Annotated in this window: 22 protein-coding genes and 5 pseudogenes; 19 read left to right on the top strand and 8 right to left on the bottom strand. The window is 61.8% G+C overall.

Annotated features, from left to right (window positions below; genetic code table 11):
* Positions 1-190 precede the first annotated feature (190 nt).
* From mlaF to ACFWHB_RS01900, 9 genes and pseudogenes are all read left to right on the top strand, one after another.
* The gene (mlaF, locus tag ACFWHB_RS01940; protein ID WP_025328535.1) at positions 191-991 is read left to right on the top strand and encodes a phospholipid ABC transporter ATP-binding protein MlaF; all 801 of its coding nucleotides are present in this window, start codon (positions 191-193) and stop codon (positions 989-991) included.
* Positions 991-1,770, top strand: a complete 780-nt coding sequence (gene mlaE / locus ACFWHB_RS01935) for a lipid asymmetry maintenance ABC transporter permease subunit MlaE (protein ID WP_025328536.1) — start codon at positions 991-993, stop codon at positions 1,768-1,770. Before mlaF ends, mlaE begins: the two co-directional genes overlap by 1 nt.
* A gap of 7 nt (positions 1,771-1,777) precedes the next feature.
* Positions 1,778-2,278 (top strand): outer membrane lipid asymmetry maintenance protein MlaD, encoded by a 501-nt coding sequence (mlaD, locus tag ACFWHB_RS01930; RefSeq protein WP_106885624.1) that lies wholly within the window; start codon positions 1,778-1,780, stop codon positions 2,276-2,278.
* A gap of 2 nt (positions 2,279-2,280) precedes the next feature.
* The gene (mlaC, locus tag ACFWHB_RS01925; RefSeq protein WP_042649053.1) at positions 2,281-2,916 is read left to right on the top strand and encodes a phospholipid-binding protein MlaC; all 636 of its coding nucleotides are present in this window, start codon (positions 2,281-2,283) and stop codon (positions 2,914-2,916) included.
* The gene (locus ACFWHB_RS01920; RefSeq protein WP_042649054.1) at positions 2,913-3,185 is read left to right on the top strand and encodes an STAS domain-containing protein; all 273 of its coding nucleotides are present in this window, start codon (positions 2,913-2,915) and stop codon (positions 3,183-3,185) included. Before mlaC ends, ACFWHB_RS01920 begins: the two co-directional genes overlap by 4 nt.
* On the top strand, positions 3,185-3,442 hold the full coding sequence (gene ibaG / locus ACFWHB_RS01915; protein WP_005306001.1) for a BolA family iron metabolism protein IbaG: 258 nt from the start codon (positions 3,185-3,187) through the stop codon (positions 3,440-3,442). The genes ACFWHB_RS01920 and ibaG overlap by 1 nt, the downstream gene beginning before the upstream one ends.
* Positions 3,443-3,458: 16 nt before the next feature.
* Positions 3,459-4,715, top strand: coding sequence for a UDP-N-acetylglucosamine 1-carboxyvinyltransferase (gene murA / locus ACFWHB_RS01910; protein WP_106885623.1), 1,257 nt, complete (start codon positions 3,459-3,461; stop codon positions 4,713-4,715).
* A 120-nt stretch (positions 4,716-4,835) separates the two neighbouring features.
* Positions 4,836-5,575, top strand: a pseudogene (locus ACFWHB_RS01905) (IS3 family transposase); the annotation flags it as partial.
* A gap of 62 nt (positions 5,576-5,637) precedes the next feature.
* A pseudogene (locus ACFWHB_RS01900) lies at positions 5,638-5,724 on the top strand (transposase); the annotation flags it as partial.
* A gap of 7 nt (positions 5,725-5,731) precedes the next feature.
* Here ACFWHB_RS01900 and ACFWHB_RS01895 read toward each other — a convergent pair.
* A protein-coding gene (locus tag ACFWHB_RS01895) for an IS3 family transposase (protein ID WP_395948442.1) occupies positions 5,732-6,894 on the bottom strand; the annotation gives its coding sequence in 2 pieces (ribosomal slippage) (positions 5,732-6,639 and positions 6,639-6,894; 1,164 coding nt in all).
* A gap of 15 nt (positions 6,895-6,909) precedes the next feature.
* On the opposite strand from ACFWHB_RS01895, the pseudogene ACFWHB_RS01890 reads away from it, so the two are divergent.
* Positions 6,910-7,967, top strand: a pseudogene (locus ACFWHB_RS01890) (IS3 family transposase).
* A 33-nt stretch (positions 7,968-8,000) separates the two neighbouring features.
* A pseudogene (locus tag ACFWHB_RS01885) lies at positions 8,001-8,408 on the top strand (transposase); the annotation flags it as partial.
* Between the two features lie 203 nt (positions 8,409-8,611).
* On the opposite strand, the gene ACFWHB_RS01880 reads toward ACFWHB_RS01885, so the two are convergent.
* Both ACFWHB_RS01880 and glpX read right to left on the bottom strand, forming a co-directional pair.
* On the bottom strand, positions 8,612-8,863 hold the full coding sequence (locus tag ACFWHB_RS01880; protein WP_395949363.1) for a YkgJ family cysteine cluster protein: 252 nt from the start codon (positions 8,861-8,863) through the stop codon (positions 8,612-8,614).
* 269 nt (positions 8,864-9,132) lie between these two features.
* Positions 9,133-10,143, bottom strand: a complete 1,011-nt coding sequence (glpX, locus tag ACFWHB_RS01875; protein ID WP_106885152.1) for a class II fructose-bisphosphatase — start codon at positions 10,141-10,143, stop codon at positions 9,133-9,135.
* Between the two features lie 218 nt (positions 10,144-10,361).
* Between glpX and ACFWHB_RS01870 the strand changes: the two genes are divergently transcribed.
* Positions 10,362-11,420 (top strand): porin, encoded by a 1,059-nt coding sequence (locus tag ACFWHB_RS01870; RefSeq protein ID WP_163155402.1) that lies wholly within the window; start codon positions 10,362-10,364, stop codon positions 11,418-11,420.
* Positions 11,421-11,507: 87 nt separating this feature from the next.
* Here the strand turns inward: ACFWHB_RS01870 and ACFWHB_RS01865 are convergent, their stop codons facing one another.
* On the bottom strand, positions 11,508-11,987 hold the full coding sequence (locus ACFWHB_RS01865) for a GNAT family N-acetyltransferase (protein WP_395949362.1): 480 nt from the start codon (positions 11,985-11,987) through the stop codon (positions 11,508-11,510).
* 268 nt (positions 11,988-12,255) lie between these two features.
* On the opposite strand from ACFWHB_RS01865, the gene ACFWHB_RS01860 reads away from it, so the two are divergent.
* The 4 genes and pseudogenes from ACFWHB_RS01860 to ACFWHB_RS01845 form a co-directional block, all read left to right on the top strand.
* The gene (locus tag ACFWHB_RS01860; protein WP_395949361.1) at positions 12,256-14,298 is read left to right on the top strand and encodes a TonB-dependent receptor; all 2,043 of its coding nucleotides are present in this window, start codon (positions 12,256-12,258) and stop codon (positions 14,296-14,298) included.
* Positions 14,299-14,361: 63 nt separating this feature from the next.
* A complete protein-coding gene (locus ACFWHB_RS01855) occupies positions 14,362-14,985 on the top strand; it encodes a PepSY-associated TM helix domain-containing protein (RefSeq protein WP_395949360.1) in 624 nt (207 codons plus the stop codon).
* 173 nt (positions 14,986-15,158) lie between these two features.
* On the top strand, positions 15,159-16,193 hold the full coding sequence (locus tag ACFWHB_RS01850) for an acyltransferase (RefSeq protein ID WP_395949359.1): 1,035 nt from the start codon (positions 15,159-15,161) through the stop codon (positions 16,191-16,193).
* Between the two features lie 38 nt (positions 16,194-16,231).
* A pseudogene (locus tag ACFWHB_RS01845) lies at positions 16,232-16,357 on the top strand (YdhR family protein); the annotation flags it as partial.
* 19 nt (positions 16,358-16,376) lie between these two features.
* Here ACFWHB_RS01845 and ACFWHB_RS01840 read toward each other — a convergent pair.
* Positions 16,377-16,973 carry an outer membrane beta-barrel protein gene (locus tag ACFWHB_RS01840; protein ID WP_395950163.1) on the bottom strand — a complete coding sequence of 199 codons (597 nt, stop codon included), beginning with the start codon at positions 16,971-16,973 and terminating at the stop codon, positions 16,377-16,379.
* 243 nt (positions 16,974-17,216) lie between these two features.
* Between ACFWHB_RS01840 and ACFWHB_RS01835 the strand changes: the two genes are divergently transcribed.
* A complete protein-coding gene (locus ACFWHB_RS01835; protein ID WP_395949358.1) occupies positions 17,217-17,855 on the top strand; it encodes an exopolysaccharide biosynthesis protein in 639 nt (212 codons plus the stop codon).
* Positions 17,856-17,964: 109 nt separating this feature from the next.
* On the opposite strand, the gene ACFWHB_RS01830 is transcribed toward ACFWHB_RS01835, so the two are convergent.
* Positions 17,965-18,855: a sensor domain-containing diguanylate cyclase gene (locus ACFWHB_RS01830; protein ID WP_171276976.1), complete on the bottom strand. Its 891-nt coding sequence runs from the start codon at positions 18,853-18,855 to the stop codon at positions 17,965-17,967.
* 163 nt (positions 18,856-19,018) lie between these two features.
* On the opposite strand from ACFWHB_RS01830, the gene ACFWHB_RS01825 reads away from it, so the two are divergent.
* Positions 19,019-19,435 (top strand): GNAT family N-acetyltransferase, encoded by a 417-nt coding sequence (locus ACFWHB_RS01825; protein WP_395949357.1) that lies wholly within the window; start codon positions 19,019-19,021, stop codon positions 19,433-19,435.
* Between the two features lie 123 nt (positions 19,436-19,558).
* On the opposite strand, the gene ACFWHB_RS01820 is transcribed toward ACFWHB_RS01825, so the two are convergent.
* Complete coding sequence (locus tag ACFWHB_RS01820) at positions 19,559-20,146, bottom strand: penicillin-binding protein activator LpoB (protein WP_168236284.1); 588 nt, start codon at positions 20,144-20,146, stop codon at positions 19,559-19,561.
* Between the two features lie 224 nt (positions 20,147-20,370).
* On the opposite strand from ACFWHB_RS01820, the gene ACFWHB_RS01815 reads away from it, so the two are divergent.
* Positions 20,371-21,003, top strand: a complete 633-nt coding sequence (locus ACFWHB_RS01815; protein ID WP_395949356.1) for a Vat family streptogramin A O-acetyltransferase — start codon at positions 20,371-20,373, stop codon at positions 21,001-21,003.
* Between the two features lie 115 nt (positions 21,004-21,118).
* Here ACFWHB_RS01815 and ACFWHB_RS01810 read toward each other — a convergent pair whose 3' ends face one another.
* Positions 21,119-21,658, bottom strand: coding sequence for an REP-associated tyrosine transposase (locus tag ACFWHB_RS01810; protein WP_395949355.1), 540 nt, complete (start codon positions 21,656-21,658; stop codon positions 21,119-21,121).
* Positions 21,659-21,942 lie beyond the last annotated feature (284 nt).

The raw sequence follows: 21,942 nt of genomic DNA, 5'->3' as shown, positions 1-21,942 counted from the left end.
GCCGAAATTTGCTGCGGGATTATAAAAAAGTCTGCCGAGATAAGCGAATCGGATGCGGGACGCTCTGCCGCTGATGCAAGTTGTTACATAAAACTGTCGCGTATTTGGGGGGCAAAGCCGCTCAATAGTTGTTCCTTGCTGTTGCTTAGACCTAGACTAGCCCATAAAATTCGCTCTTCATTTATACCGGATGGACAATTGTTTGAACGATGACCTGATCACCATCTCCGACCTGACCTTCAGTCACGGAGATAGGTTGCTGTACGACAGGATCAACCTGACCATTCCCCGTGGCAAGGTCACCGCCGTCATGGGCCCCAGCGGCATCGGCAAGACCACCTTGCTGCGCCTGATCGGTGGCCAGCTGAAGCCTGAGTCCGGTCATATTCTGTTTGACGGGGAAGACATCCCCACCCTCTCCCGCAGCCGTCTGTATGAAGTGCGCAAGCGGATGAGCATGCTGTTCCAGAGCGGCGCCCTGTTCACCGGCATGACTGTGTTCGACAACGTGGCCTTCCCGCTGCGGGAACACTCGGGTCTGCCGGAAGAGCTGATCCACACCATCGTCATGATGAAGTTGCAGGCTGTGGGTCTGCGTGGTGCCGCCCGCCTGATGCCCTCCGAGCTCTCCGGCGGCATGGCCCGTCGCGCAGCCCTGGCCAGATCCATAGCGCTGGATCCGGATCTCATCATGTATGACGAGCCCTTCGTCGGCCAGGATCCCATCACCATGGCGGTGCTGGTCAAGCTCATCAAGGAGCTCAACGATGCCCTCGGCATCACCTCCGTCATCGTCACCCACGATGTGAAGGAGGTGCTCAGCATCGCCGACTACGCCTACATCATCGCCAACCGCAGGGTGGTGGCACAGGGCACGCCGGAGCAACTTCGCGAGGAGCACAATCCCGAGGTCGAGCAGTTCCTCAAGGGATTGCCCGACGGTCCTGTTCCGTTTCATTTTCCGGCAGGCGACCTGCTACAGGATCTGTGATGTTCATAAGTCAGATAAGCAAGCTGGGGCGGAGCGGGGTGCGCTTCATCAGCGCCGTCGGCCGCGCCACCATCATGCTGTTTCACGCGTTGGCGGGCAAACCCGAGCCCCGCAAGCACTTCCCCCTGCTGGTACAGCAGCTCTATGTGGTGGGGGTGCAATCGGTCGCCATCATACTGGTATCGGGTCTCTTCATCGGCATGGTGCTCTCCTTGCAGGGTTACAACGTACTGAAGGACTTCGGCGCCGAGCAGAGTCTGGGGCCCCTGGTCTCCCTCTCCCTGCTGCGGGAGCTGGGCCCTGTGGTCACCGCCCTGCTGTTTGCCGGTCGTGCAGGTTCGGCCCTCACCGCCGAGATCGGCCTGATGAAGGCCACCGAGCAGCTCTCCAGCCTGGAGATGATGGCGGTAGACCCGTTGCGCCGGGTAGTGGCGCCTCGCTTCTGGGCTGGGGTCATCAGCATGCCGCTGCTGGCCTTCATGTTCAGCCTGATCGGCATCTTCGGCGGCAAACTGGTCGGGGTCGACTGGCTGGGGGTGGATGAGGGCAGTTTCTGGTCTGCCATGCAGGCCTCCGTCGACTGGCAGGACGACATCATGCAAGGGGCCATCAAGAGTGTGATCTTCGCCCTGGTGGTGACCTGGATCGCGCTCTTCAATGGCTATGATGCCAAGCCGACCTCGGCCGGGATCAGTCAGGCGACGACCCGTACCGTGGTCCACTCATCCCTGGCCGTGCTCGGTCTGGATTTTATACTCACCGCAGTCATGTTTGGATAAGGGAAAGATGAAGTTCAGCAAAGTAGAATTCCTGGTCGGTGCCTTCATGCTGGCTGGCATCGCAGCCATTCTGGCGTTGGCACTGCAAGTGGCGGGATTGAGTTTCAAACCGGAAGGAGAAACCTATACCCTGCGCGCCCATTTCGATAATATCGGCGGCCTGAAAGTGCGCTCGCCGGTCAAGGTCGGCGGCGTCGTCGTCGGTCGAGTCAGCGACATCACGCTGGATGCCAAGAGCCAGGTGCCCATCGTTTCCCTGCAGATGCAAAAGAGTGCCGGCGAGTTCTCAGAAACCAGCACCCTCTCCATCCTGACCTCGGGTCTGCTGGGCGAGCAGTATGTCGGCCTGGCACCGGGCTTCACCGATGAAGAGATGGGCACCAGCATGCTCAAGGATGGCGATATGATCGAAGACACCAAGTCCGCCATAGTGCTGGAAGACCTGATTGGCAAGTTCCTCTACAGCCAGTCTTCCCCGGCCACCGATACGCCAGCAACCAAGGAGTAACCATGTTCAAGAAGATCGCCCTGCTGCTGGGTCTGATGACCAGCATGCTGTTTTCCGTCTCCGCCCTGGCGGCGGTCAATGCCGCCGATCCCTATGCCCTGGTGGATCAGGCTGCCCAGCAGACCTTCGCCCGCCTGAAGGCGGACAAGTCCCAGGTCAAGAGCAACCCGGATCACCTGCGGGTGATCATCCGCGAAGAGCTGCTGCCCTATGTGGACAACCGCTTCGCCGCCTACAAGGTACTTGGCAACCAGATCAAGGAAACCACCCCGGCCCAGCGCGATGCCTTCGTCCAGGTGTTCACCGAGTACATGGTGAGCTCCTACGCCGATGCCCTGGCCCATTTCGACAAGCAGACCGTCAAGGTCCAGCCTGGCAAGGCGCCCGGTGACAGCAACATCACCGCCGTCAACGTCAGCGTGAAAGAGGCTGGCAAACCGGACATCTTCCTCGAGTTCAAGCTGCGCAAGAACAACAAGACAGGGGAATGGAAGGCCTTCGACATGGTTGCCGAAGGGATCAGCCTGCTCTCCGCCAAGCAGAGCGAGCTCGGTGGCCTCATTCGCCAGAACGGCATAGATGCGGTGATCGCCCAGTTGCGCGAGCACAATGCCAAGCCGCTGGTGCTCAAGTCATGACACTCCAGGGGGAGCTGCAGGCACCGCAGGTCAACGCCCTGTGGCAACGGCGATCCGAGTGGTGGCAAGACGATGCGCTCGATATGAGCGGGGTCACCACCCTGGATTCCGCCGGCCTGGCCCTGCTGGTCAAGTGGGCCAAAGCCACCCTGACACGGGGGGCCACGCCGCAACTGGTGGGCGCCTCCACTGATTTTTATACCCTGGCCAAGCTGTACGGTGTGGCCAGTCTGTTTCAACCCACCCCGCCCAACACCGAGGACGCATAATGCAAGTCTCTGAAATTGAAGCGATACTCCTTGAGGCCTTGCCATTGTCCGAAGTCCATGTCAAAGGCGACGGCAGTCACTATCAGGTGATTGCGGTCGGCGACATGTTTGACGGCATGAGCCGGGTCAAGAAGCAGCAGGCCATCTATGCCCCGCTGATGGACAAGATCGCCAGCAACGCCATCCACGCCCTCTCCATCAAGGCCTTTACCGATGCCGAATGGAAGCGCGAACGTAAATTTCTACTGCCCTCCTGATTTGGTATCTAAGTAAATGGACAAATTCAAGATCACCGGCCCCTGCACCCTCTCCGGTGAAGTGACCATCTCCGGCGCCAAAAACGCCGCCCTGCCGATCCTGTTCGCCACCCTGTTGTGCGACGAGGAGATCCAGCTCTCGAACGTGCCGCGCCTCAAAGACGTAGGCACTACCCTCAAGCTGCTGGAGATGCTGGGTGCCAGCACCAAGGTCAACGGCAACGTGACAGTGCTGACCGGCGCCGTGAACAACCACGTCGCCCCCTACGAGCTGGTGAAGACCATGCGCGCCTCCATACTGGCACTGGGCCCGCTGGCCGCCCGTTTCGGCGCGGCTGACGTCTCCCTGCCCGGCGGCTGCGCCATCGGTGCCCGCCCGGTCAACCTTCACGTTCACGGCCTGGAGCTGATGGGCGCCAAGATCGCCATCGAAGATGGCTACATCAAGGCCCGTGTCGACGGTCGCCTCAAGGGTGCCCACATCCTGATGGACATGATCTCCGTCACCGGCACCGAGAACCTGATGATGGCCGCCACCCTGGCCGACGGTCGCACCGTGATCGAAAACGCCGCCCGCGAACCGGAAGTGGTCGATCTCGCCAACTTCCTCAACGCCCTGGGCGCCAAGATCCAGGGTGCGGGTACCGACACCCTGACCATCGACGGGGTCGAGCGTCTGCACGGCGGCAGCTACAGCGTCCAGCCGGATCGCATCGAGACCGGTACCTTCCTGGTGGGCGCCGCCGTCACCGGGGGCAAGATCACCTGCCGCAAGACAGACCCTTCCCTGCTGGAAGCCGTCCTCGTCAAGCTGGAAGAGGCCGGTGCGCTCATCGAGAAGGGGGAAGACTGGATCTCCCTCGACATGACGGGCCGTACCCTCAAGCCGGTCACCATCAAGACGGCCCCCTACCCGGCCTTCCCGACCGACATGCAGGCGCAGTTCACCGTGCTGAACGCCGTGGCCAAGGGCACCGGCATGGTCACCGAGACCATCTTCGAGAACCGCTTCATGCACGTGCCCGAGCTGGTACGTATGGGTGCTGACATCGAACTGCAGGGTAACGTGGCAATCTGCCGCGACACCGAACAACTCAAGGGTGCCCAGGTGATGGCAACCGATCTGCGCGCCTCCGCCAGCCTGGTCCTCGCCGGCTTCGTGGCCGAGGGCACCACCATGGTCGAGCGCATCTATCACATCGACCGTGGCTATGAAGACATAGAGCACAAGCTGCAAGGCCTGGGCGGCTGCATAGAGCGCATCAAGGAGTGATCATCACCCCTTGCCGATGAGCACTAACAAGGCCCCCTCGCCAGGCGAGGGGGCCTTTTTCATTTCCGTGTCCCGTCCTGAATATGGTTTACACCTTCCCCCCAATAAATGGAGACCCCGATGGGACAAGGTGTGAAACGGACACAGCGCGATTACTCGCTGACTTTTAAGCTGGCCCTGGTCGAGCAGATTGAAAAAGGCGAGCTCACCTACAAACAGGCTCAGGCCCGTTATGGCATTCAGGGCCGCTCCACCGTTCTGGTATGGTTGCGTAAACATGGTCGGCAAGATTGGAGCCAGGGGGCTTCTGTGCGCGCCGGCAGGAGTATCACCATGCCTGACCCCGACAACCAGACGCCCGAACAGCGCATCAAGGAACTCGAGCAGCAGCTGGCGCTGATGAGCCAGAAGGCCCAGTTCTTTGAGGCCGTCGTCGATGTCCTGAAGAACGACTACGGCGTCTCCATCGTAAAAAAGCGACCCGGCAAGTCCTCTCGCAGCGGCAAGTCGAGAGGCTGACCATCGTCAGGGCTTGCCGGTTTCTGGGGATAAGCCGTCAGGCTTACTACAAGCGCAATCGAGTTGCCGACCTGCACCATGCACAGGGGTTACAGGTAGTGCGCTTCGTGCGTCAGGTCCGGTTACACCAGCCACGGGTGGGCACCCGCAAGCTGCATTATCTGCTTCAGGGTCAGGATGATGGCGGGCTCAAGGTCGGACGGGACAGGCTGTTTCAGATATTGGCCGAGCACCGCCTGCTGGTGCAGCACAGGCGGGCGTATCACAAGACCACCCACAGTTTTCACCGCTTCTACCGTCATCCCAACTTGCTCAAGGCTGGGTCGGAGCAGGGTAATCCCCCCGAAAATCCGAAGTGCTCATAAGTAGAATTTTCTCGTATCTTGCACGCAGGAGGCTCTACATGAAAACATCACGCTTTAGCGATGCCCAAATCATCGCCATCCTCAACCAGGCCGAAGCCGGTTCACCCGTCCCCGAGCTATGCCGTATAGTGGTCAACTAAATCCGGACACTTGGTTAGGCCGATCCTCGGCTTTTGCTGGCGCGCTCCCGTCATTGTGTTGATGTGGACGCCGCCAGTTGTAGTAATCCATCAGGTAATAGCTGATATCCCGCTTCGCCTCCCGCAGGTTCATATATCCCGTTGTCGGGAGCCACTCTGTCTTCAGACTCCTGAACAACCGCTCCATCGGTGCATTATCCCAACAGTTGCCACGCCGACTCATGCTCTGGGTCATGCGATGGCGCCACAGCCGCTGCCGAAATGCCCGGCTGCCATATTGGCTGCCTTGGTCTGAGTGAAACAGCACACCTGATGGGCAACCCCGCTGCTGATAGGCCATCTCGAGCGCTTTTATTGCCAGCTCTGCATCAGGCTTGTCAGACATCGCCCAGCCCACGACTCGGCGGGCATAAAGGTCGAGCACCACCGCCAGGTAATTCCAACGACCACCTGCCCAGACGTAGGTGATATCGCCACACCACACCTGATTGGGTTGTTGGACATCAAATTCACGGGCCAGCAGATTGGGAATATCCGGTCGTTCAGACCGGGCGACCTGATAGCGATGAGCGCCCGGTTGCTTGGATACCAGACCGACCTCCTTCATCAGACTGCGCACTTTGAATCGGCCAATCTGATGCCCCAGCGCTCGCATCATCGACATCAAGGCGCGGCTGCCCGCTGAGTTCCGGCTCTCTTTGAACAAACGGCGCAACTCGCTGCGTTGCTGCATCCGCTCACGGTTAATCGTCCGCTTGCGGGCCAGATAGTCGTAAAAACAGGATGTTGGCACATCGAAAGCGCAGCAGACCAGAGTGATGGGGGCTTGCTCCCTTAATCGGTCTATCAGCGCGTACGTTTGAACTCGTCCGCCATCAAGAGAGCAGTAGCCTTTTTTAGAATGTCCTTTTCGCGCTCGAGCTGGTTGATGCGGGCTTCCAGCTCCTGGATTTTCTGCTGCTCCGGGGTCAGCGCTTTGCCGATTGGGGTGGTGCCGGTTCGTTCGGATTGGAGCTGCTGAACCCATCGGCGAAGTATGGTTTCACCGACATCCAGTGAACGGCTGGCTTCGGGGACAGAGTATCCCTGGTCGAGTACCAGGGATGCGGCTTCGAGTTTGAATTCAGCAGTAAATGAGCGACGTAATCTGGTCATTGAACACCTCAAGTCATGGTGGCGACTGTACCACCTAAAATGGTGTCCGGGATGATTAGACCACTACACCGCGAGCATAGCATCAGCAGCGCCACCTTCTACAAATGGCGCGCCAAGTTCGGCGGCATGGACGCCTCCCTTATGGCCCGTCTCAAGGACTTGGAAGAGGAAAATCGCGGCCTCAAGAAGATGTATGCCGAGGAGCGCCTCAAGTCCGACATCCTCCAGGAGGCCATGGCAAAAAAGTGGTGACGCCATCTGCCCGACGCGAGATGGCCACCCAGGCGGTCGCTCACTGCGCCATCTCCATCCGGCTCGCCTGCCGGGTGTTCGGGGTCAGCGAAGGCTGCTATCGCTACCAATCGGTGCTGGCCGAAGAGAACCAGCTCATCGCCGACTGGCTGTTGCGTATCACGACCAGCCAGCGCAACTGGGGCTTCGGGCTCTGCTTTCTCTATCTGCGCAACGTCAAAGGGTTTGGCTGGAACCACAAGCGGGTGTACCGGATTTATCGGGAACTTGAACTCTACTTGCGGATAAAGCCCAGGAAACGGCTGGAGCGTGCAAAACCGGCAGCGTTGGCAGTGCCTGAAAAACCCAATACCTGCTGGTCGATGGACTTTATGCACGACCAGCTCAGCGATGGCCGCTCGGTGCGGTTGTTCAATGTGATAGATGATTTCAACCGGGAAGCGTTATGTATCGAGGTAGATTTTTCGCTCCCCGCCTTGCGGGTCAAACGGGTGTAGGAGCAGGTGATAGCGTGGCGTGGCAAACCAGCGGCCATCCGCTGTGATAACGGTCCGGAATACATCAGCGAGGAGCTCAAACGCTGGGCGAAACAGCATGACATCACGCTGAACTACATCCAGCCAGGTAATCCGCAGCAGAATGCCTATATCGAGCGGTTTAACCGCACCGTGAGATATGACTGGCTGGGGCATTACTTGTTTGAGTCGCTGGATGAATTGCAGGAATTTGCCACGCAATGGCAATGGGTTTATAACCATGAGCGGCCTAATATGGCGTTGGGTGGCTACACGCCAAAACAGCACCTGGCGCGGGCCGCCTGACCTCTACTTTTGAATGCCCCTGAATATGGGTGAATTACCACGGATGCTTACTCACGCAAGATAGTGGGCCATCACGTGCATGAGGGGATGCACGCCGAATCGGTGGCCATGGCGTTTAAGAAAGCGCTGAAGCAACGGCGTGGCAGCGGGGAGCTTATCCATCACTCGGACCGCGGCGTGCAGTATTGCTCGGGCCTGTATCAGTCATTGCATGAACGGCACGGGGTACGATGCTCAATGACGGATGGGTATGACTGTTACCAGAATGCGTTGGCGGAGCGGGTGAACGGGATATTGAAAGGAGAGCTGTTGTTGCAAAGCCCGCAGGACCTGGCGCAAGCGCGGGAGATGGTGCGTGAGGCAGTGGATATTTACAACCTGGAGCGACCGCATCATGCGTTGAAATACAGAACCCCCGACGCGGTGCATCGGGGGTTCTGAGTCACGTGAAGCTAGACGAAAATGTGTAAACCTATTTCAGGACTAGACACCGGGTTGCCCCGCGTTGGTTCGGGATGTCTCTCCGCCCCCTTCTCCCCTTCTTTTCAAATAAGCGGGAGCAGGAGCGGAGATGAAGGGGTCACGCTTTTTCCCCCTTCTCCCCTCGCGGGAGAAGGGGCGGGGATGAGGGGTCTTGACTAGCCTCAGGCCGTCAGCCGCTCCATCTCGCCGATAAGCCAGACGGCCTCCTGGCGGTGCGAACCGCACACATCCTGCATGGGCCTGAAGCTGCTGCACACCGCAGGACGCTCGGGCTGGCCGAAGATCTTGCAGCCCAGCCACTGGTCGAGCTGAACACAGGGAACGCCGGCCAGCTTGCCCTCCGGCATGCCGGGGATGGCACTGCTGATACTGGGGGCTGTGCAGCAGGCACCGCAACCTTGACGACATTCCATATGATGCATTCCTGTGCATGGCGAAGCAGTCTATCAAAGGGCCCCGATTCCCCTTAGCCTTATCCGCCCTGTCCCTCGAAATAGTCCAGGCCCCGGCGCGCGGGCAACAAAAAGCCCGACGGCAGCAGCGGTCGGGCTTTTCAGTGACAGGGCTTTCGCGCATCAGAGAATGATGTCGCGTACCACGCTGTCCTTGCGATCCAGGAAGTGGATCGACTTGATGCGGCGGCATGAGAGGACGGGACTTGCCGCCACTCAGCACACCCTCATCACAGGATGATGTCGCGTACCACGCTGTCCTTGCGATCCAGGAAGTGGATCGACTTGATGCGGCGAATGGTTCTGGACTTGCCGCGGATCAGCAGGGTCTCCGTGGTCGCCATGACGCCATTGCTGGTGATGCCTTCCAGCAGATCACCCTTGGTGATGCCGGTGGCCGAGAAGATGACATTGTCATTCTTGGCCAGATCTTCCAGCTTGAGCACCTTGGTCACGTCGATGCCGAGCTCCTGGCAGCGGGCAATCTCCTGCTCGCCCAGGGCACGCACCTCGGGGCTGTCACCCTTGACCTGATGACGGGGCACCAGGCGCGCCTGCATGTCGCCGTCCAGGGCACGGATCACCGCCGCCGAGATGACCCCTTCCGGGGCGCCGCCGATGCCATAGAGCATGTCCACTTCGCTGTCCGGCAGGCAGGTGAGGATGGAGGCCGCCACGTCCCCGTCGGGGATGGCGAACACCCGCACGCCCAGCCCCTGCATCTCCTTGATCGCCTTGTCATGACGCGGCTTGGCCAGGGTGATGACGGTCAGGCGGGAGAGCGGCTTGCCAAGCGCCTTGGCCACGGCCTTGAGGTTCAGCTCCAGGGCCTGATCGAGATCGATGGCACCCTTGGCACCCGGACCCACGATCAGCTTCTCCATATACATGTCGGGGGCCTTGAGGAAGGAGCCCTTGTCGCCCACGGCCAGCACGGCCAGGGCATTGGACTGCCCCATGGCGGTCATGCGGGTGCCCTCTATGGGGTCGACCGCGATGTCCACGGCGTCGCCCTGACCCGTGCCCACCTTCTCGCCGATGTAGAGCATGGGGGCTTCGTCGATCTCGCCCTCGCCTATCACAATCTCGCCATCGATCTGGATCTGATTGAGGATGTGACGCATGGCCGCAACGGCCGCGCCATCGGCGATATTCTTGTCACCACGTCCGAGCCACTTGTAGCCAGCCAGTGCAGCCGCTTCCGTCACTCGGGAAAATTCGATTGCCAGTTCACGTCTCATCGCATATCCAACCTTAGGAGCTCGAAAACGGGCGGCATTCTACCACAAGGGCAAACCTTTGCGCGCAAAAGTGGCGGCTCGCCACATAAATCGCGGTTTTCATCCCGCTGACATGAAACCGCCACGGTTTGTTCACCGCACGGTCACCCCGCTGTCATCTGCCCCTCCTAGCATGGCCCCGTCTTTTAAAACAGAAGCTTGCAACACAAGGGATCATGATGAAAAAGCTGACAGTAGTAGCATTGGCTCTCACCGCCGCCTTCCAGGCTCAAGCCGTCGAAGTCTATAAAAATGACTCCACTCTGCTCGATCTCTATGGCCGCATCTACGCCGGCCAGTTCTTCGGTGAGAAGAAGGAGCTGGATGCCAATGGTGACATCAAGAACGAATACAGCGACAAGCAGGGCGCCAACCAGTTTGTCCGCCTGGGCGCCAAGGTAGAGAGCGAGATCAACCCGGGTCTCAAGGCCCTGGCCCAGTATGAATTGCAGATCTACGTCAATGACAGCGAGAAGACCGTCAGCGAGAACTCCGACAACATGCGCACCCGCCTGGCATTCGCCGGTGTGGGCGCCGACTGGGGCAATGTCACCTTCGGTCGCCAGAAGGGCGCCCCCGGCCTGTTGGCCGACTGGACCGACGTCTCCCTCTCCGACGGCTACGGCAACGACGCCCTCGGCGCCAAGACAGATACCTTCGCCACCAACCGTGCCGGCTCTGTGCTGAAATACTCAGGCCTGTTCAACGGCTTCCAGGTCGATACCAGCTACAAGTTCGACGGCGGTGACACCGAAGAGACCACCAGCAAGGACAGCGATGCCGCCTACGGCGCCGCCCTGGCCTACACCTTCCCGTTCAACCTGGCCCTGGGTACCGCCTACAACGTGGGTATCCGCGACAAGAGCGGTGAAGAGGATGCCAAGCTGTGGCTGATCTCCGCCAAGTACGACAACAAGGCCGTCTATGCCGCCCTGAGCTACGCCGACGGCAGCGACTTCCTGGCCACCGGCAAGGATCACACCGGCTGGGAAGGGGCCCTGGGTTACAACTTCGAGAGCGGCTTCGGCCTGATGGCCCTGTGGAACAAGCAGAAGGTGGAGCAGAGCGGCAAGAGCGATTACGACTCCATCGACTACTACACCCTGGGTGCCCAGTACAAGTTCAACAAGAACCTGCGGGTCATCGGCGAGTACCGCATCAACAACCTCGACAGCAATGACAGCGGCAAGCTGAACACCAAGGATGACTTCCAGCTGGCGGCCCGTTACGACTTCTAACTCAGGCCCCAGACAAAGCGGCGCGCAGATCCCTCTGCGCGCCGTTTTTCATTCTCCCCTCCCGCCTTGGCGGCTGAGCCACAGAGGCTAGAGCTTCTTCTGCCAGAACAGGGCCCGGCCCACTTGCGGGCTCAGCTCATAGCCCTCGAAACCGCTGGCCTTGTAGGCGGCCTGCGCCACCTTGTTGCCCTCCAGCACCTCCAGGGTCAGCTTGCAGCAGTCGAGCTCCCGGGCGAGCCGCTCCACCCCGGCCAGCAACGCCTTGCCGATGCCGCGGCCACGATGGGCCGGGTGCACCGCCAGATCGTGGATATTGAGCAGGGGCCGGCAGGCGAAGGTCGAGAACCCCTCGAAGCAGGTGGCCACCCCGACCGGCTGGTCATCCACCCAGGCCAGCAGCACATGGGCACCACTTCTCGCCGCCAGGGCCTGCGCCAGATTGGCCTTCACCTCGTCGGCGAGGGGGCTGCCACCGCCCATCTCGTCCCTGGCGTATGCGTCGAGCAGCGCCACCAGCGCCTCGCCATGGTGCCGGTTATGAAGATCCGCCCTGATGATCTCTGCCATGTCCCTCTCCCTTCCTGTTCAATCCGTGATGCGCCATGGCGCGTTCTGGCCATGGTAACCCCGCCGCTCACCCATCTCCAAACCGGGGCATGAACCCGGCTGGTGCCGTCTGACTGCGCCCATTTCCATCGATGTAGTTTTCTTACATCTTTCCCTTGCAAGGCAAATGAAAATCAATATCATTATCGCCCTCTCGAAACGAGAGACACCAATAACTACAAATAAATCAATAAGTTCAGGCCAACAGGCCGATAAGAGTCACACCCAGATGCATAACCCCAACTCCCCGCGCGCCCTGCTGGGCGTCGCCTTGCTGGCCTTCTGTGCCAGCCCCCGCGCCGAAGACGAGACCCTGACCGTGGTCGGCAAACGCAGCCAGCACGAAGAAGTGGCCACCGCAACCCGCACCGCCACCCCGGCCAAGCTGGTGCCCCAGACCATAGACAGCGTCAAGGCCAGCGAGCTGACCGCCTACGGCCAGCCCAGCCTGAGCGAGGCCCTGACCGGCATCCCCGGGGTCAACGCCAGCGGTGATACCCGCTTCGACAGCGTCAATATCCGTGGCTTCAACGCCAGCAACGACTTCTACCTCGACGGCCTGCGGGACGACATGCAGTACACCCGCGACCTTGGCAACATAGAGCGGGTCGAGGTGCTCAAGGGGCCGGCCGCCGTGCTCTACGGCCGTGGCAGCACCGGGGGCATCATCAACAGGGTCAGCAAGACGCCCCAGCGCGGGCAGGCGTCCAGCGTCAGCGCCAGAGTCGGCAGCTTCGACAGCCGACGCTTCGCCGCCGACCTCAACGCCGAGGCGGGGGAGCGGGTGCAACTGCGCCTCAACCTGGCCCAGGAGGACAAGGAGAGTTTTCGTGACGACGTGACCAGCAAGCGCACCCTGCTGGCCCCCGCCGTGAACTGGGAGATAAGCGACAGCCTGAACTGGCTGGTGCAGTACGAGCGCAACGAGCACGACCGCACCCCGGATCGCGGCATCCCCGGGGTCGATGGCCGTCCCGCCGACGTCCCCATAGAGAGCGTCTACAGCGACACCAGTCGGGACTTCATCGACGATCTGGCCCAGTCCACCCGATCCCGCTTCAGCTGGGACATCAACGATCAGTGGCAGTTGCGCCAGCAGCTCGGTTACACCAGCCTCGACAGCCAGTTCGACAACACCTATGTCACCGCCGTCAAGGGTGACAAGGTGACCCGTGCCCGCTGGCAGCAGGATCTCAAGGCCAACAACCTCACCAGCAACACGGAAGCCGAGGGCCAGCTGCAGACAGGCCCCGTCGCCCATCGCCTGCTGGTGGGCTTGGAGCAGGGCTGGCAGGAGCGCACCCCCAAGCTCTACCAGAACGCCACCCCTATTCCCCCGGGGGATCTGTACGATCCCGGCTCACTGCCGAGCTACAACGGCACCATGAAGCTCTCCAGCGACGCCAGGCACAGGGTGCGCGGGGTCGGTCTCTATGTGCAGGATCAGCTCAGCCTGGGTGACTGGCACCTGCTCGGCGGCCTGCGCCGGGACGCGTTCACCGTCACCAGCCGCCGCAACGATCTCGACAAGGAGGAGACCCTCTCGGTCACCAGCCTGAGCCCGCGCCTGGGCCTGGTGTGGAACCCCATAGAGGAACATGCCTTCTATACCTCCTACAGCAAGACCTTCACCCCTGTGGGCGGGGAGCTGATCGGCATCACCCCGGGAGACAAGAACAACAACCTGGATCCCCAGCACACCCGGCTCTACGAGGGGGGCGTGAAGAGCGACTGGCTGAACGGTCGCCTGGCCACCACCCTCTCCCTCTACAGGCTGGAGATGTACAACAAGCGCAGCAAGGATCCGCTGGATCCTACCCGCGTGATCCTCACCGGCCTGCAACGCACCGACGGCATAGAGCTGAGCGCCCGCGCTCAGCTGACCGACGCCTTCTACCTGCACGGCGGCATCGCCATCCAGGATGCGGAGCAGGTCAAGGCGGACGCGGATCTGCAGGGCAAGCGCCCGAGCAACGTCTCCCGCGAGAACGGCCAGCTGTTCGCCGGCTACCAGAACGGCCAGCAGGGCTGGTATGGGGAAACCGGGGTGACGGCGGTGGGGGATCGCTTCGCCGACAACGCCAACACCACCACGCTGCCCGGCTACGCCCGCTATGACGCCCGCGCCGGCTACCGCTGGTCCCGGTGGGATGCCCAGCTCAGCGTGGAGAATCTGACCGACCACGACTACTTCGTCAGCGCCACCAGCGCGGCCCAGATCATGCCGGGCAGCCCCCGTCAGCTGAATCTCACCGCCGCCTACCGCTTCTGATCCCCCTTGCCCACAGCCCCACTGGCCAGCCTCTGCTGGCCAGTTTTTTTATGACGCGCCACCATGAAGAAACCCAAGAGACTCCCCCTTCACAACAACAAGTGGGTGCGCCGCATCCACGCCTGGGCGGGCTTTGCCACCCTCACCCTGATGCTGCTCTACGGCCTGACCGGCCTCTGGCTCCAGCACAGGGCCGTGTTGCCCCTGCCCGGCCCCCACACCGAGAAGTCGAGCGAGGAGATAACGCTGGCCGCGCCGCTGGCGAGCCCGGACGCCCTGAAAGCCCTGCTGCAACAGCACTACCCTGAGGGCTTGGAGGAGGGGCGGCTCAGCATCACCCCGGCCCGGACCCTGCCCACCCCCACAGGCCCCCTCACCCTGCCGGCTCGCTGGGAGCTGCGCGGCGTCACCCTCAGCCAGAGCCTGGCCGCCAGCTATGTGGAAGGCACCCTGCTGGTGCAGACCGAGCTGCAACGGGCCAACGTCGCCGCCAGCCTCAACCGGCTGCATCGCGGCATGGGTACCGGCCTGGCCTGGCAGCTGTTTGGCGATCTGGCGGCGCTCTCCATGTTGCTGCTGGCCCTCACCAGTTTGCTGATGTGGAACAAGCTGCACGGCCCGGCCGGCCGTGGCATAGCCCTGCTGCTGACGGGCGCCATCGCGACGGCGCTGGTCGCCCTGCTCTAGGGCTTTTACCGACACTAAAACGGGATCCGCCTCCCACCCGGGGTAACCCTGCCCTCCCCCAGGGTAACAAAGGGTAACCGGCCACCGATGGGGGTCACAGTTGACGACCCCCTGGCTGGAAGAGGCATGTGCCCGGCTGCTAGGGTGCCGGGTTTCAGCCGTCGGAAACCATAATGCGCATCTCCAGCATCGAGTGCGGGCGAGTCCTGGCCATCCTGGCCGTGATGACCATTCACCTCTCCCCCTTCAGCAATCCGTTCGATCCCACCCTCTGGGACGGCACCCCCTACCTCTGGCTCGGGGCCATCATCAACCAGCTCTGCCGCTTCGCGGTGCCGCTCTTCTTCCTCTGCGCCGGCTACTTCCTGCAACCCGCCCTGGCCGCAGGCAAGCCTATGGCGGTGGCGCTGCGCTACTGCCGCCCCCTGCTGGGGCTCTGGCTGGCCTGGAGCCTGCTCTATCTGGTGGTGCCCTTCAACCCGGTCGCGGCCATGACGGAAGGCTATCTGCCCGCCATGGCGGGCCAGTGGCAGATGCAGCTGGGGGATCCCCTCAACGCCTGGTGGGTGGGCGGTATGATCCACCTCTGGTTCCTGCCCGCCCTGATGCTGGCCGTCCTGCTGATGGCCCTCTGCTGGCGGATCAGGCTGCCCCGACTGGCTCTGGTGGCGGGTGCCCTGCTCTACGGGCTTGCCCTGATCGGCGGCTCCTATGGCTCGCTGCTAGGGGGCGAGTGGGCCCTGCTGACCCGCAACGGCCCCTTCTTCTCGCTCTTGTTTGTGGCGCTCGGCGCCGAGCTGCGCCTGCGTGGCTGGCAACCCGATGCCCGGCGCAGCGCCCTGCTGATGGTGGCGGGTATGGGTCTCTATGCCCTGGAGGCCGCGGGCCTGCTGCGTTTCGCCGCCGTGCCCCTCAACCGTCATGACTTCCTGCTGGGCTCCCTGCCCTGGGCCCTCGGCCTGTTCGGCCTGCTGCTGGCCAACCCAAGCTGGGGCAAGGGCAGCTGGCTGGAACGCCAGGCCCCCAAAGTGTTGGGTCTTTACTGTCTGCACATGATGCTGGTGGTCTGGCTGATGGTGTTCGGCCCCCAGGGCAAGCTGCTGTGGTGGGAGCTGGTCAAGGTGCCGGTACTGCTGGCGCTCTCCCTGCTCGCCTGCCGGCTGCTGGCGACGAACCGGATCAGTGGCTGGCTGCTGCGGGCTCGCTGAGGGGGCTAGCGCTGGCCGCTGCGGATCCGCTCTTCCCTGCCAGCAAGTCGGCGTGGGCCAGGATGCACGAGCAGCGGGTACTCGCCATGGGCGCCAGCGAGGTGCAGTTCAAGCTGTTTGACGTGAACGAGCCCCTGAGCCGCATCACCTTCGGCATCCCATAAACCGGCCCGGAAAGCGAGCTCAGAACCTCAGGGTCAAGCCGATATTGGCCTGCCACTGGGTGAGCAGATCCCCCCGCACCCGGAAGGCGCAGACCTGTGGGTTGCAGAGAAAGGCGCTGTCGTCATTGAGCAGAGAGCCGTAGCCGCGCACCTCGGCCCGCAGCGCCAGATGTTCCCCCAGGCGCGGCTGCACCCCGAGCGCCAGGGACATGGAGGGGGCCGTCTCGCTGTCATAGGCATCGAAGCGGGTCACCCCGATCCCGGCACCTATATAGGGCGCCATCAGGTTGTCCGAGAGGGTGAGGGCACCGGCGAAGTGCAGGGTATCCACCGTCAGCCTGTCAGGCTGATCCGGGGAGATGGGGGTGGACTGATGGCTGTAGAGCAGCTCCACCATGCCGGGATCATCCACCTCCCGGCTGATGAAGAGACCCCAGTTGCCCGAGCTCTCCCCTTGCAGTGAGTCGATGCCGGTCGAGTGCGGCGTGGGGGCGGGTTCATCCATGGCCTCGAAGTCGATGGACGAGCTGTAACCCAGGAAAGGGGTCAGCTGCCAGCCCGAGGTGGCGGACTCGGCCGCCCCGCCCGTCAGCGGCAAGCACAGTCCCAGCAGCATCATGGTCGCTCGCGTCACGCTCTTCTCCCTGGTTGCATGGATTGCGTCAAAAGCATATCAGAGCCTGTTCCATCCGACCCTTGACGGGGGCTGTATCGCCCCATTTTGGCGACCCGCCCCCCCTCCCTGCCCTCGATTTCCATCAAAGCTTGCGCAGGCTCACATTATTCATCTGGGATTAACCTCTGCCACGTAAGCTGGCGGCGCCACAGAGGTGGCGTCAACAGGACGAGGATCTCAGGAATGGTTGCCGCGCAACTCAACGACCCACAAAGCAAGCTCTCCGATACCCTGCGGGCCACAGCCCACGCCATCGAGGAGAGCCACATCAGCCTCAGGGAGATGCTGGCCCTGGTGGGCGAACAGGGCATGCTGCTGTTTTGCGTGCTGCTCACAGTCCCCTTCCTGTTGCCTGTCTCCATTCCCGGCGTCAGCACGCCCTTTGGGCTCTTGATCCTCTTTATCGGCATCGGCATCACCCTCAACCGGGTGCCCTGGCTGCCCGCCGTCCTGATGGAGCGTCGCTTCGCCGCCGAGCACCTCAAACCGGCCCTGCACAAGGGGGCCGATCTGCTGGCCCGCATCGATCGCTTGATCCGGCCGCGCCTGCTGCTGCTGACCGGCAGCTCCGCCATCAATCGCTGCAACGGCCTGCTGATCATGCTGGCGGCCCTGCTGCTGATGCTGCCGCTCGGCGCCATTCCCTTCACCAACGCCATGCCCGCCTGGGCCATACTGCTGCTGTCCATCGGCATGCTGCAACGGGACGGCCTCTTCGTCGCCCTCGGCTACGCCCTGGTCAGCGCCACCCTGGTCTGGTTCAGCGTGCTGGCCATAGGTCTGCTGATGGCGGGCCAGAACATCTCGACCCTGTTTGGCTAAGGCTCGGCAAACAAGCACCAAGGCGACACTTTGGCCAAGGCCGGGTAGCGACAGATAACAACGAGGGCGACACAGTGTCGCCCTCGTTCGTTGCAAGCCAGAGCACTCTTCAGGGATCCCCGTCGTGGGCCACCTGGTTGCGCCCCCCCCGCTTGGCCCGATAAAGCCACTCGTCCGCCCGGGCCAGCACGGCGCTGAGCTCCTCCCCCGGCCGGATCAAGGTGGTGCCCAGACTGACTGTGACGGGGGCCGGATCCGGCGCCATGGCCGCCACAGCGGCGCGGATCCGCTCCGCCACCTTCAGCAATATCCCCTCGTCTATCTGCGGCAGCAGGATCAGAAACTCCTCGCCGCCGCTGCGCACGAACAGATCCTCCCCCCGCAGTTGGGCAGAGACGCAGTCGCAGACGCGGCACAGCACCCTGTCCCCGGTCTGGTGACCGTAGCGATCGTTGATCTGCTTGAAGTGATCGAGATCCAGCATGATGAGGCCGGTGAGCGGCTGGCCCTGCACCCTCTGGTGATATTGATCGAAGAAGAAGTGGCGATTGTAGAGGCCGGTCAGCTGATCCGTCTCCCCGAGCCGCTTGAGCCGCAGTTGCAGCTCGTGCTGGCGGGTGATGTTGCGGGTCATCCAGGCCACCGCCCGCTTGCCGTCGTAGAGGGAGGGCAGCGGCGCTATCTTGCCCTCGAAGCGCTGCATCCCCTGGGGCCCCGCCTCGGCATCTATGCCCTCCACCTCGGCGGGAGAGAGATCGTACTCCACCACCTGCACCTGGCCGCTGGCCAGGGCGCGCGCCACCTGCTCCATCACCCAGAACGCCTTGTCTGCCGGCAGCACATCGAACAACCGCTTGCCGATCAGGGGGTTGCCATCCTGATATGACTGCTGCTCCACCCCGCCTATGTATTCGATGTAGTGACCATCTTCACTGAGGATGAAGACGGGGTCGGGCAACTGGGTCATCACTTCATAGAGTTGTGCCACTGAGAGAGCCATAGGTGCTCCTTTTTATCTGCGGGGAGGGCCCTGTGTTGTCTGTTATACACGACCCGTTCAGTATCGCATACGGCCAGAATGCCGTGGCAAACCGCCGCCAGCCTTGACCTGGTGGATGCCGTTTGGATATTAATGGGATTTGCCTGCCCCAGGAGGCCCCTAGATGAAACTCACCCCACCCCTGCCCCCGATTGAGCGGGATCTCGACGCCCTGCGCATCGGCCTGTCAGGCTACAACCAGGCGGTTGCCGGCAGCCATCTGCGCGAGCAGGTAGCCAGCTTTATCAAGGATGAACAGGGGCTTGTGCTGGGCGGCATACTCGCCGACATCAAGTGGGGCTGGCTGCACATCGACTGGCTCTGGATTGACGAGCGCATTCGCAAGGAGGGCTGGGGCGGCCGCCTGCTCGCCACCATGGAGCAGTATGCCGAGAGCAAGGGCATCACCAATGTCCATCTGGAAACCACCAGCTTCCAGGCGCTGCCCTTCTACCAGAAACAGGGCTACGCCGTGTTCGGCGAGCTGCCGGACATGCCGCCCGGGCATATCACCTACTTCCTGAAGAAGCGGCGGGACTAGGGCACGAGGGGGACGCCGAGCGCCAAGGCGCGCGCCTTGCCCTCCCCCAGCTCCCCGGTGCCTTGATACGAAAACGCCATCGAGAGGGGCTCGATGGCGTTTTCGGTGGCCGGGATGGCGGGATCAGCGGCTGGCGGAGCGGCTCCCGCTCCAGAGCAGCTCGCCGCTCTTCAGATCCATCAGGCTCATGGCGAGGCGGTAGCGGCTCCCCTCGGAGAGCAGATCCCCGTAGAGCATGTAGCCGGCCCCGGTCTGGCGACCCAGGCGCACCAAAGAGGCCGGATTCATGCCCCCCTGCTGGTACTCGAGCTGACCCGTGATGGCCGCCACCTGGCCGGGATCGGCGAAGCGAAAGCCGCTGTTTGCCTGAATGCGCTGGCTCATGGCCACCGCCATGGGCTGGGTACTGAAGGGTTCACCCGTGCCGTTCTGGGGCGCCATCAGCAGCAGCACAGGGCTGCCATCCTGGCTCAACGCCTGCACCTCCGGGGCCTTCAGAAAGGCATCCGCCATGGCGAGTGCCAGCCCGGTCGGGGCCACGGGTTCGGGCGCAGGCACAGGCTCTGCCTTGTCGGGCTCGGCCACAGGTTTCTCTGGCTGGCTCACCGGCTTGTCCGGCTCGCCGACCGGCGCCGGGGTGCTTCCATAGGGATTGACCGCACAGCCGCCCAGCAAGAGGGCACCCACCATCAACAAGGAACGCAGCTTCATCTTTTCTCTCCACCAGAAGTCCGCAGGACGGACTTCGCCAAAAGCCCGTGGGGGCGGAGCACCAGCCCCGCATCCCTCCCATGCTAGAGACAAACCGGCCCCGGGTCGATGCGCACATGGGCCGGGGGCGACAAAGGCTGGCGAACCGGGGCATACAAAAAGGTGGCAAGGGTCCTTCCGGTTCCGTTAGGGTAGCTTGAGCCCAGACCCCAGAGGAGCACCCCATGCACGGACCCGACCCCGCCAACCCCCACCCCATGAAGGGCTTTCCCCAGGTGTGCTTTATCAAGAACACCATCAAGGGGCCCAATATCGAGGTGGGCGACTACAGCTACTACGACGACCCGGAGGATTCCGCAGGCTTTGAGCGCAACGTCCTCTACCACTTCCCCTTCATCGGCGACAAGCTCATCATCGGCAAGTTCTGCGCCATCGCCCGCGGGGTCAAGTTCATCATGAACGGCGCCAACCATCAGAGCTCCGGCTTCTCCACCTACCCCTTCTTTATCTTCGGCAACGGCTGGGAGAGCGCAGCCCCCGCACCGGGCAGCCTCCCTTACAAGGGGGATACCGTCATCGGCAACGACGTCTGGATTGGCTATGACGCCCTGATCATGCCGGGCGTCAAGGTCGGCAACGGCGCCATCATCGCCGCCCGCTCCGTGGTCACAGGCGACGTACCCGACTACGCCATCGTCGGCGGCAACCCCGCCAAAGTGATCCGCTACCGCTTCGACGACGACACCATAGCCCGCCTCAACAATCTCGCCTGGTGGAATTGGCCGGTGGAGCAGATCAGCCTGAACTTAAAGCTGATTGGCGGCGGGGATATTACGGAGCTGGAGAGAGAGGGCTAATAAGAAGTACCGTAGGGTGCAATGAACGAAGTGAATTGCACCTCAATACACCCAACCACAAGGTACCGAAAATGGTGCAATGCGCTCCGCTTATTGCACCCTACGTTGATACCGCTTATGTATTGTCGCGTGGTATTTCATATGCTGGCGTGGCGGTGTCTCCCCATGACAAGGGATATCTGCCCTGTTTAACCCAGCGCTGGAAAGTGGAATAGGGCCAATCCCTTGGTGCCATCACCAATCCATGTTTGACGGGATTGATATGTATGTAATCGAGATGATGATTGAAATCTTCCTGATCGCGGATCAGATGCTCCCAATAACGTCGCTGCCAAATCCCCCGCTCGCCACGCTGCCAACGAGATTCTGAGCGAGCTTCTGAATTGGGGATTGCTCGTGAAAACCTGCTTTTGATTTGGCGCCAGCGCAACGGAAAATTGGTATCCCCTTCTGGTAACTCCAGCAAGGCATGCAGATGTTCGGGCAAGACTACCCAGCCGTGGATCCGGAATGGATGGCTCTCTTGTACCTCCCTGACAACCTTCCTCAACAGATCAATCCGTTCGACCAGTAGATGGTTGTTCTGACGTTCAGCCAGCACGACCGTAAAAAACCAGGTTCCCCCCGGTTGCCATGCCCGTTTGTAATTCGCCATTTCTTGCCCAACCCACAATCAACCGTGTCGTTAAATGTGGTCCAAACGAGGCAAAACGTAGGGTGCAATGAACAACGTGAATTGCACCTCTTGCCACAAAAGCGGTGCAATGCGCTCCGCTTATTGCACCCTACGACTACCCCCTGAGGTTATGGTGGGCACGGTTTTGGTTCCCCCTCCAGTCCGCCGAGGGGAAGGGGCAAGGTCAGGAGCGCCATCAGGGATGATGGCGCAGACGCAGCCGGCACAGGGATGTGCCGTCTGCGGCGGTCCGTCCGACCTTG

It is taken from the genome of Aeromonas mytilicola subsp. aquatica (assembly GCF_044336385.1).
Taxonomy (GTDB): Bacteria; Pseudomonadota; Gammaproteobacteria; order Enterobacterales; family Aeromonadaceae; genus Aeromonas; species Aeromonas rivipollensis.
Note: the sequence above shows the minus strand (reverse complement) of the source record. Positions and strands in the feature narration are given on the sequence as shown.

What these genes read in the sequence shown, in the direction of transcription:
- mlaF (WP_025328535.1), top strand. Translation starts at nt 191, where the DNA reads ATGGACAATTGTTTGAACGATGACCTGATCACCATCTCCGACCTGACC.
- mlaE (WP_025328536.1), top strand. Translation starts at nt 991, where the DNA reads ATGTTCATAAGTCAGATAAGCAAGCTGGGGCGGAGCGGGGTGCGCTTC.
- mlaD (WP_106885624.1), top strand. Translation starts at nt 1,778, where the DNA reads ATGAAGTTCAGCAAAGTAGAATTCCTGGTCGGTGCCTTCATGCTGGCT.
- mlaC (WP_042649053.1), top strand. Translation starts at nt 2,281, where the DNA reads ATGTTCAAGAAGATCGCCCTGCTGCTGGGTCTGATGACCAGCATGCTG.
- ACFWHB_RS01920 (WP_042649054.1), top strand. Translation starts at nt 2,913, where the DNA reads ATGACACTCCAGGGGGAGCTGCAGGCACCGCAGGTCAACGCCCTGTGG.
- ibaG (WP_005306001.1), top strand. Translation starts at nt 3,185, where the DNA reads ATGCAAGTCTCTGAAATTGAAGCGATACTCCTTGAGGCCTTGCCATTG.
- murA (WP_106885623.1), top strand. Translation starts at nt 3,459, where the DNA reads ATGGACAAATTCAAGATCACCGGCCCCTGCACCCTCTCCGGTGAAGTG.
- ACFWHB_RS01880 (WP_395949363.1), bottom strand. Translation starts at nt 8,863, where the DNA reads ATGGAATGTCGTCAAGGTTGCGGTGCCTGCTGCACAGCCCCCAGTATC.
- glpX (WP_106885152.1), bottom strand. Translation starts at nt 10,143, where the DNA reads ATGAGACGTGAACTGGCAATCGAATTTTCCCGAGTGACGGAAGCGGCT.
- ACFWHB_RS01870 (WP_163155402.1), top strand. Translation starts at nt 10,362, where the DNA reads ATGAAAAAGCTGACAGTAGTAGCATTGGCTCTCACCGCCGCCTTCCAG.
- ACFWHB_RS01865 (WP_395949362.1), bottom strand. Translation starts at nt 11,987, where the DNA reads ATGGCAGAGATCATCAGGGCGGATCTTCATAACCGGCACCATGGCGAG.
- ACFWHB_RS01860 (WP_395949361.1), top strand. Translation starts at nt 12,256, where the DNA reads ATGCATAACCCCAACTCCCCGCGCGCCCTGCTGGGCGTCGCCTTGCTG.
- ACFWHB_RS01855 (WP_395949360.1), top strand. Translation starts at nt 14,362, where the DNA reads ATGAAGAAACCCAAGAGACTCCCCCTTCACAACAACAAGTGGGTGCGC.
- ACFWHB_RS01850 (WP_395949359.1), top strand. Translation starts at nt 15,159, where the DNA reads ATGCGCATCTCCAGCATCGAGTGCGGGCGAGTCCTGGCCATCCTGGCC.
- ACFWHB_RS01840 (WP_395950163.1), bottom strand. Translation starts at nt 16,973, where the DNA reads ATGCTGCTGGGACTGTGCTTGCCGCTGACGGGCGGGGCGGCCGAGTCC.
- ACFWHB_RS01835 (WP_395949358.1), top strand. Translation starts at nt 17,217, where the DNA reads ATGGTTGCCGCGCAACTCAACGACCCACAAAGCAAGCTCTCCGATACC.
- ACFWHB_RS01830 (WP_171276976.1), bottom strand. Translation starts at nt 18,855, where the DNA reads ATGGCTCTCTCAGTGGCACAACTCTATGAAGTGATGACCCAGTTGCCC.
- ACFWHB_RS01825 (WP_395949357.1), top strand. Translation starts at nt 19,019, where the DNA reads ATGAAACTCACCCCACCCCTGCCCCCGATTGAGCGGGATCTCGACGCC.
- ACFWHB_RS01820 (WP_168236284.1), bottom strand. Translation starts at nt 20,146, where the DNA reads ATGAAGCTGCGTTCCTTGTTGATGGTGGGTGCCCTCTTGCTGGGCGGC.
- ACFWHB_RS01815 (WP_395949356.1), top strand. Translation starts at nt 20,371, where the DNA reads ATGCACGGACCCGACCCCGCCAACCCCCACCCCATGAAGGGCTTTCCC.
- ACFWHB_RS01810 (WP_395949355.1), bottom strand. Translation starts at nt 21,658, where the DNA reads ATGGCGAATTACAAACGGGCATGGCAACCGGGGGGAACCTGGTTTTTT.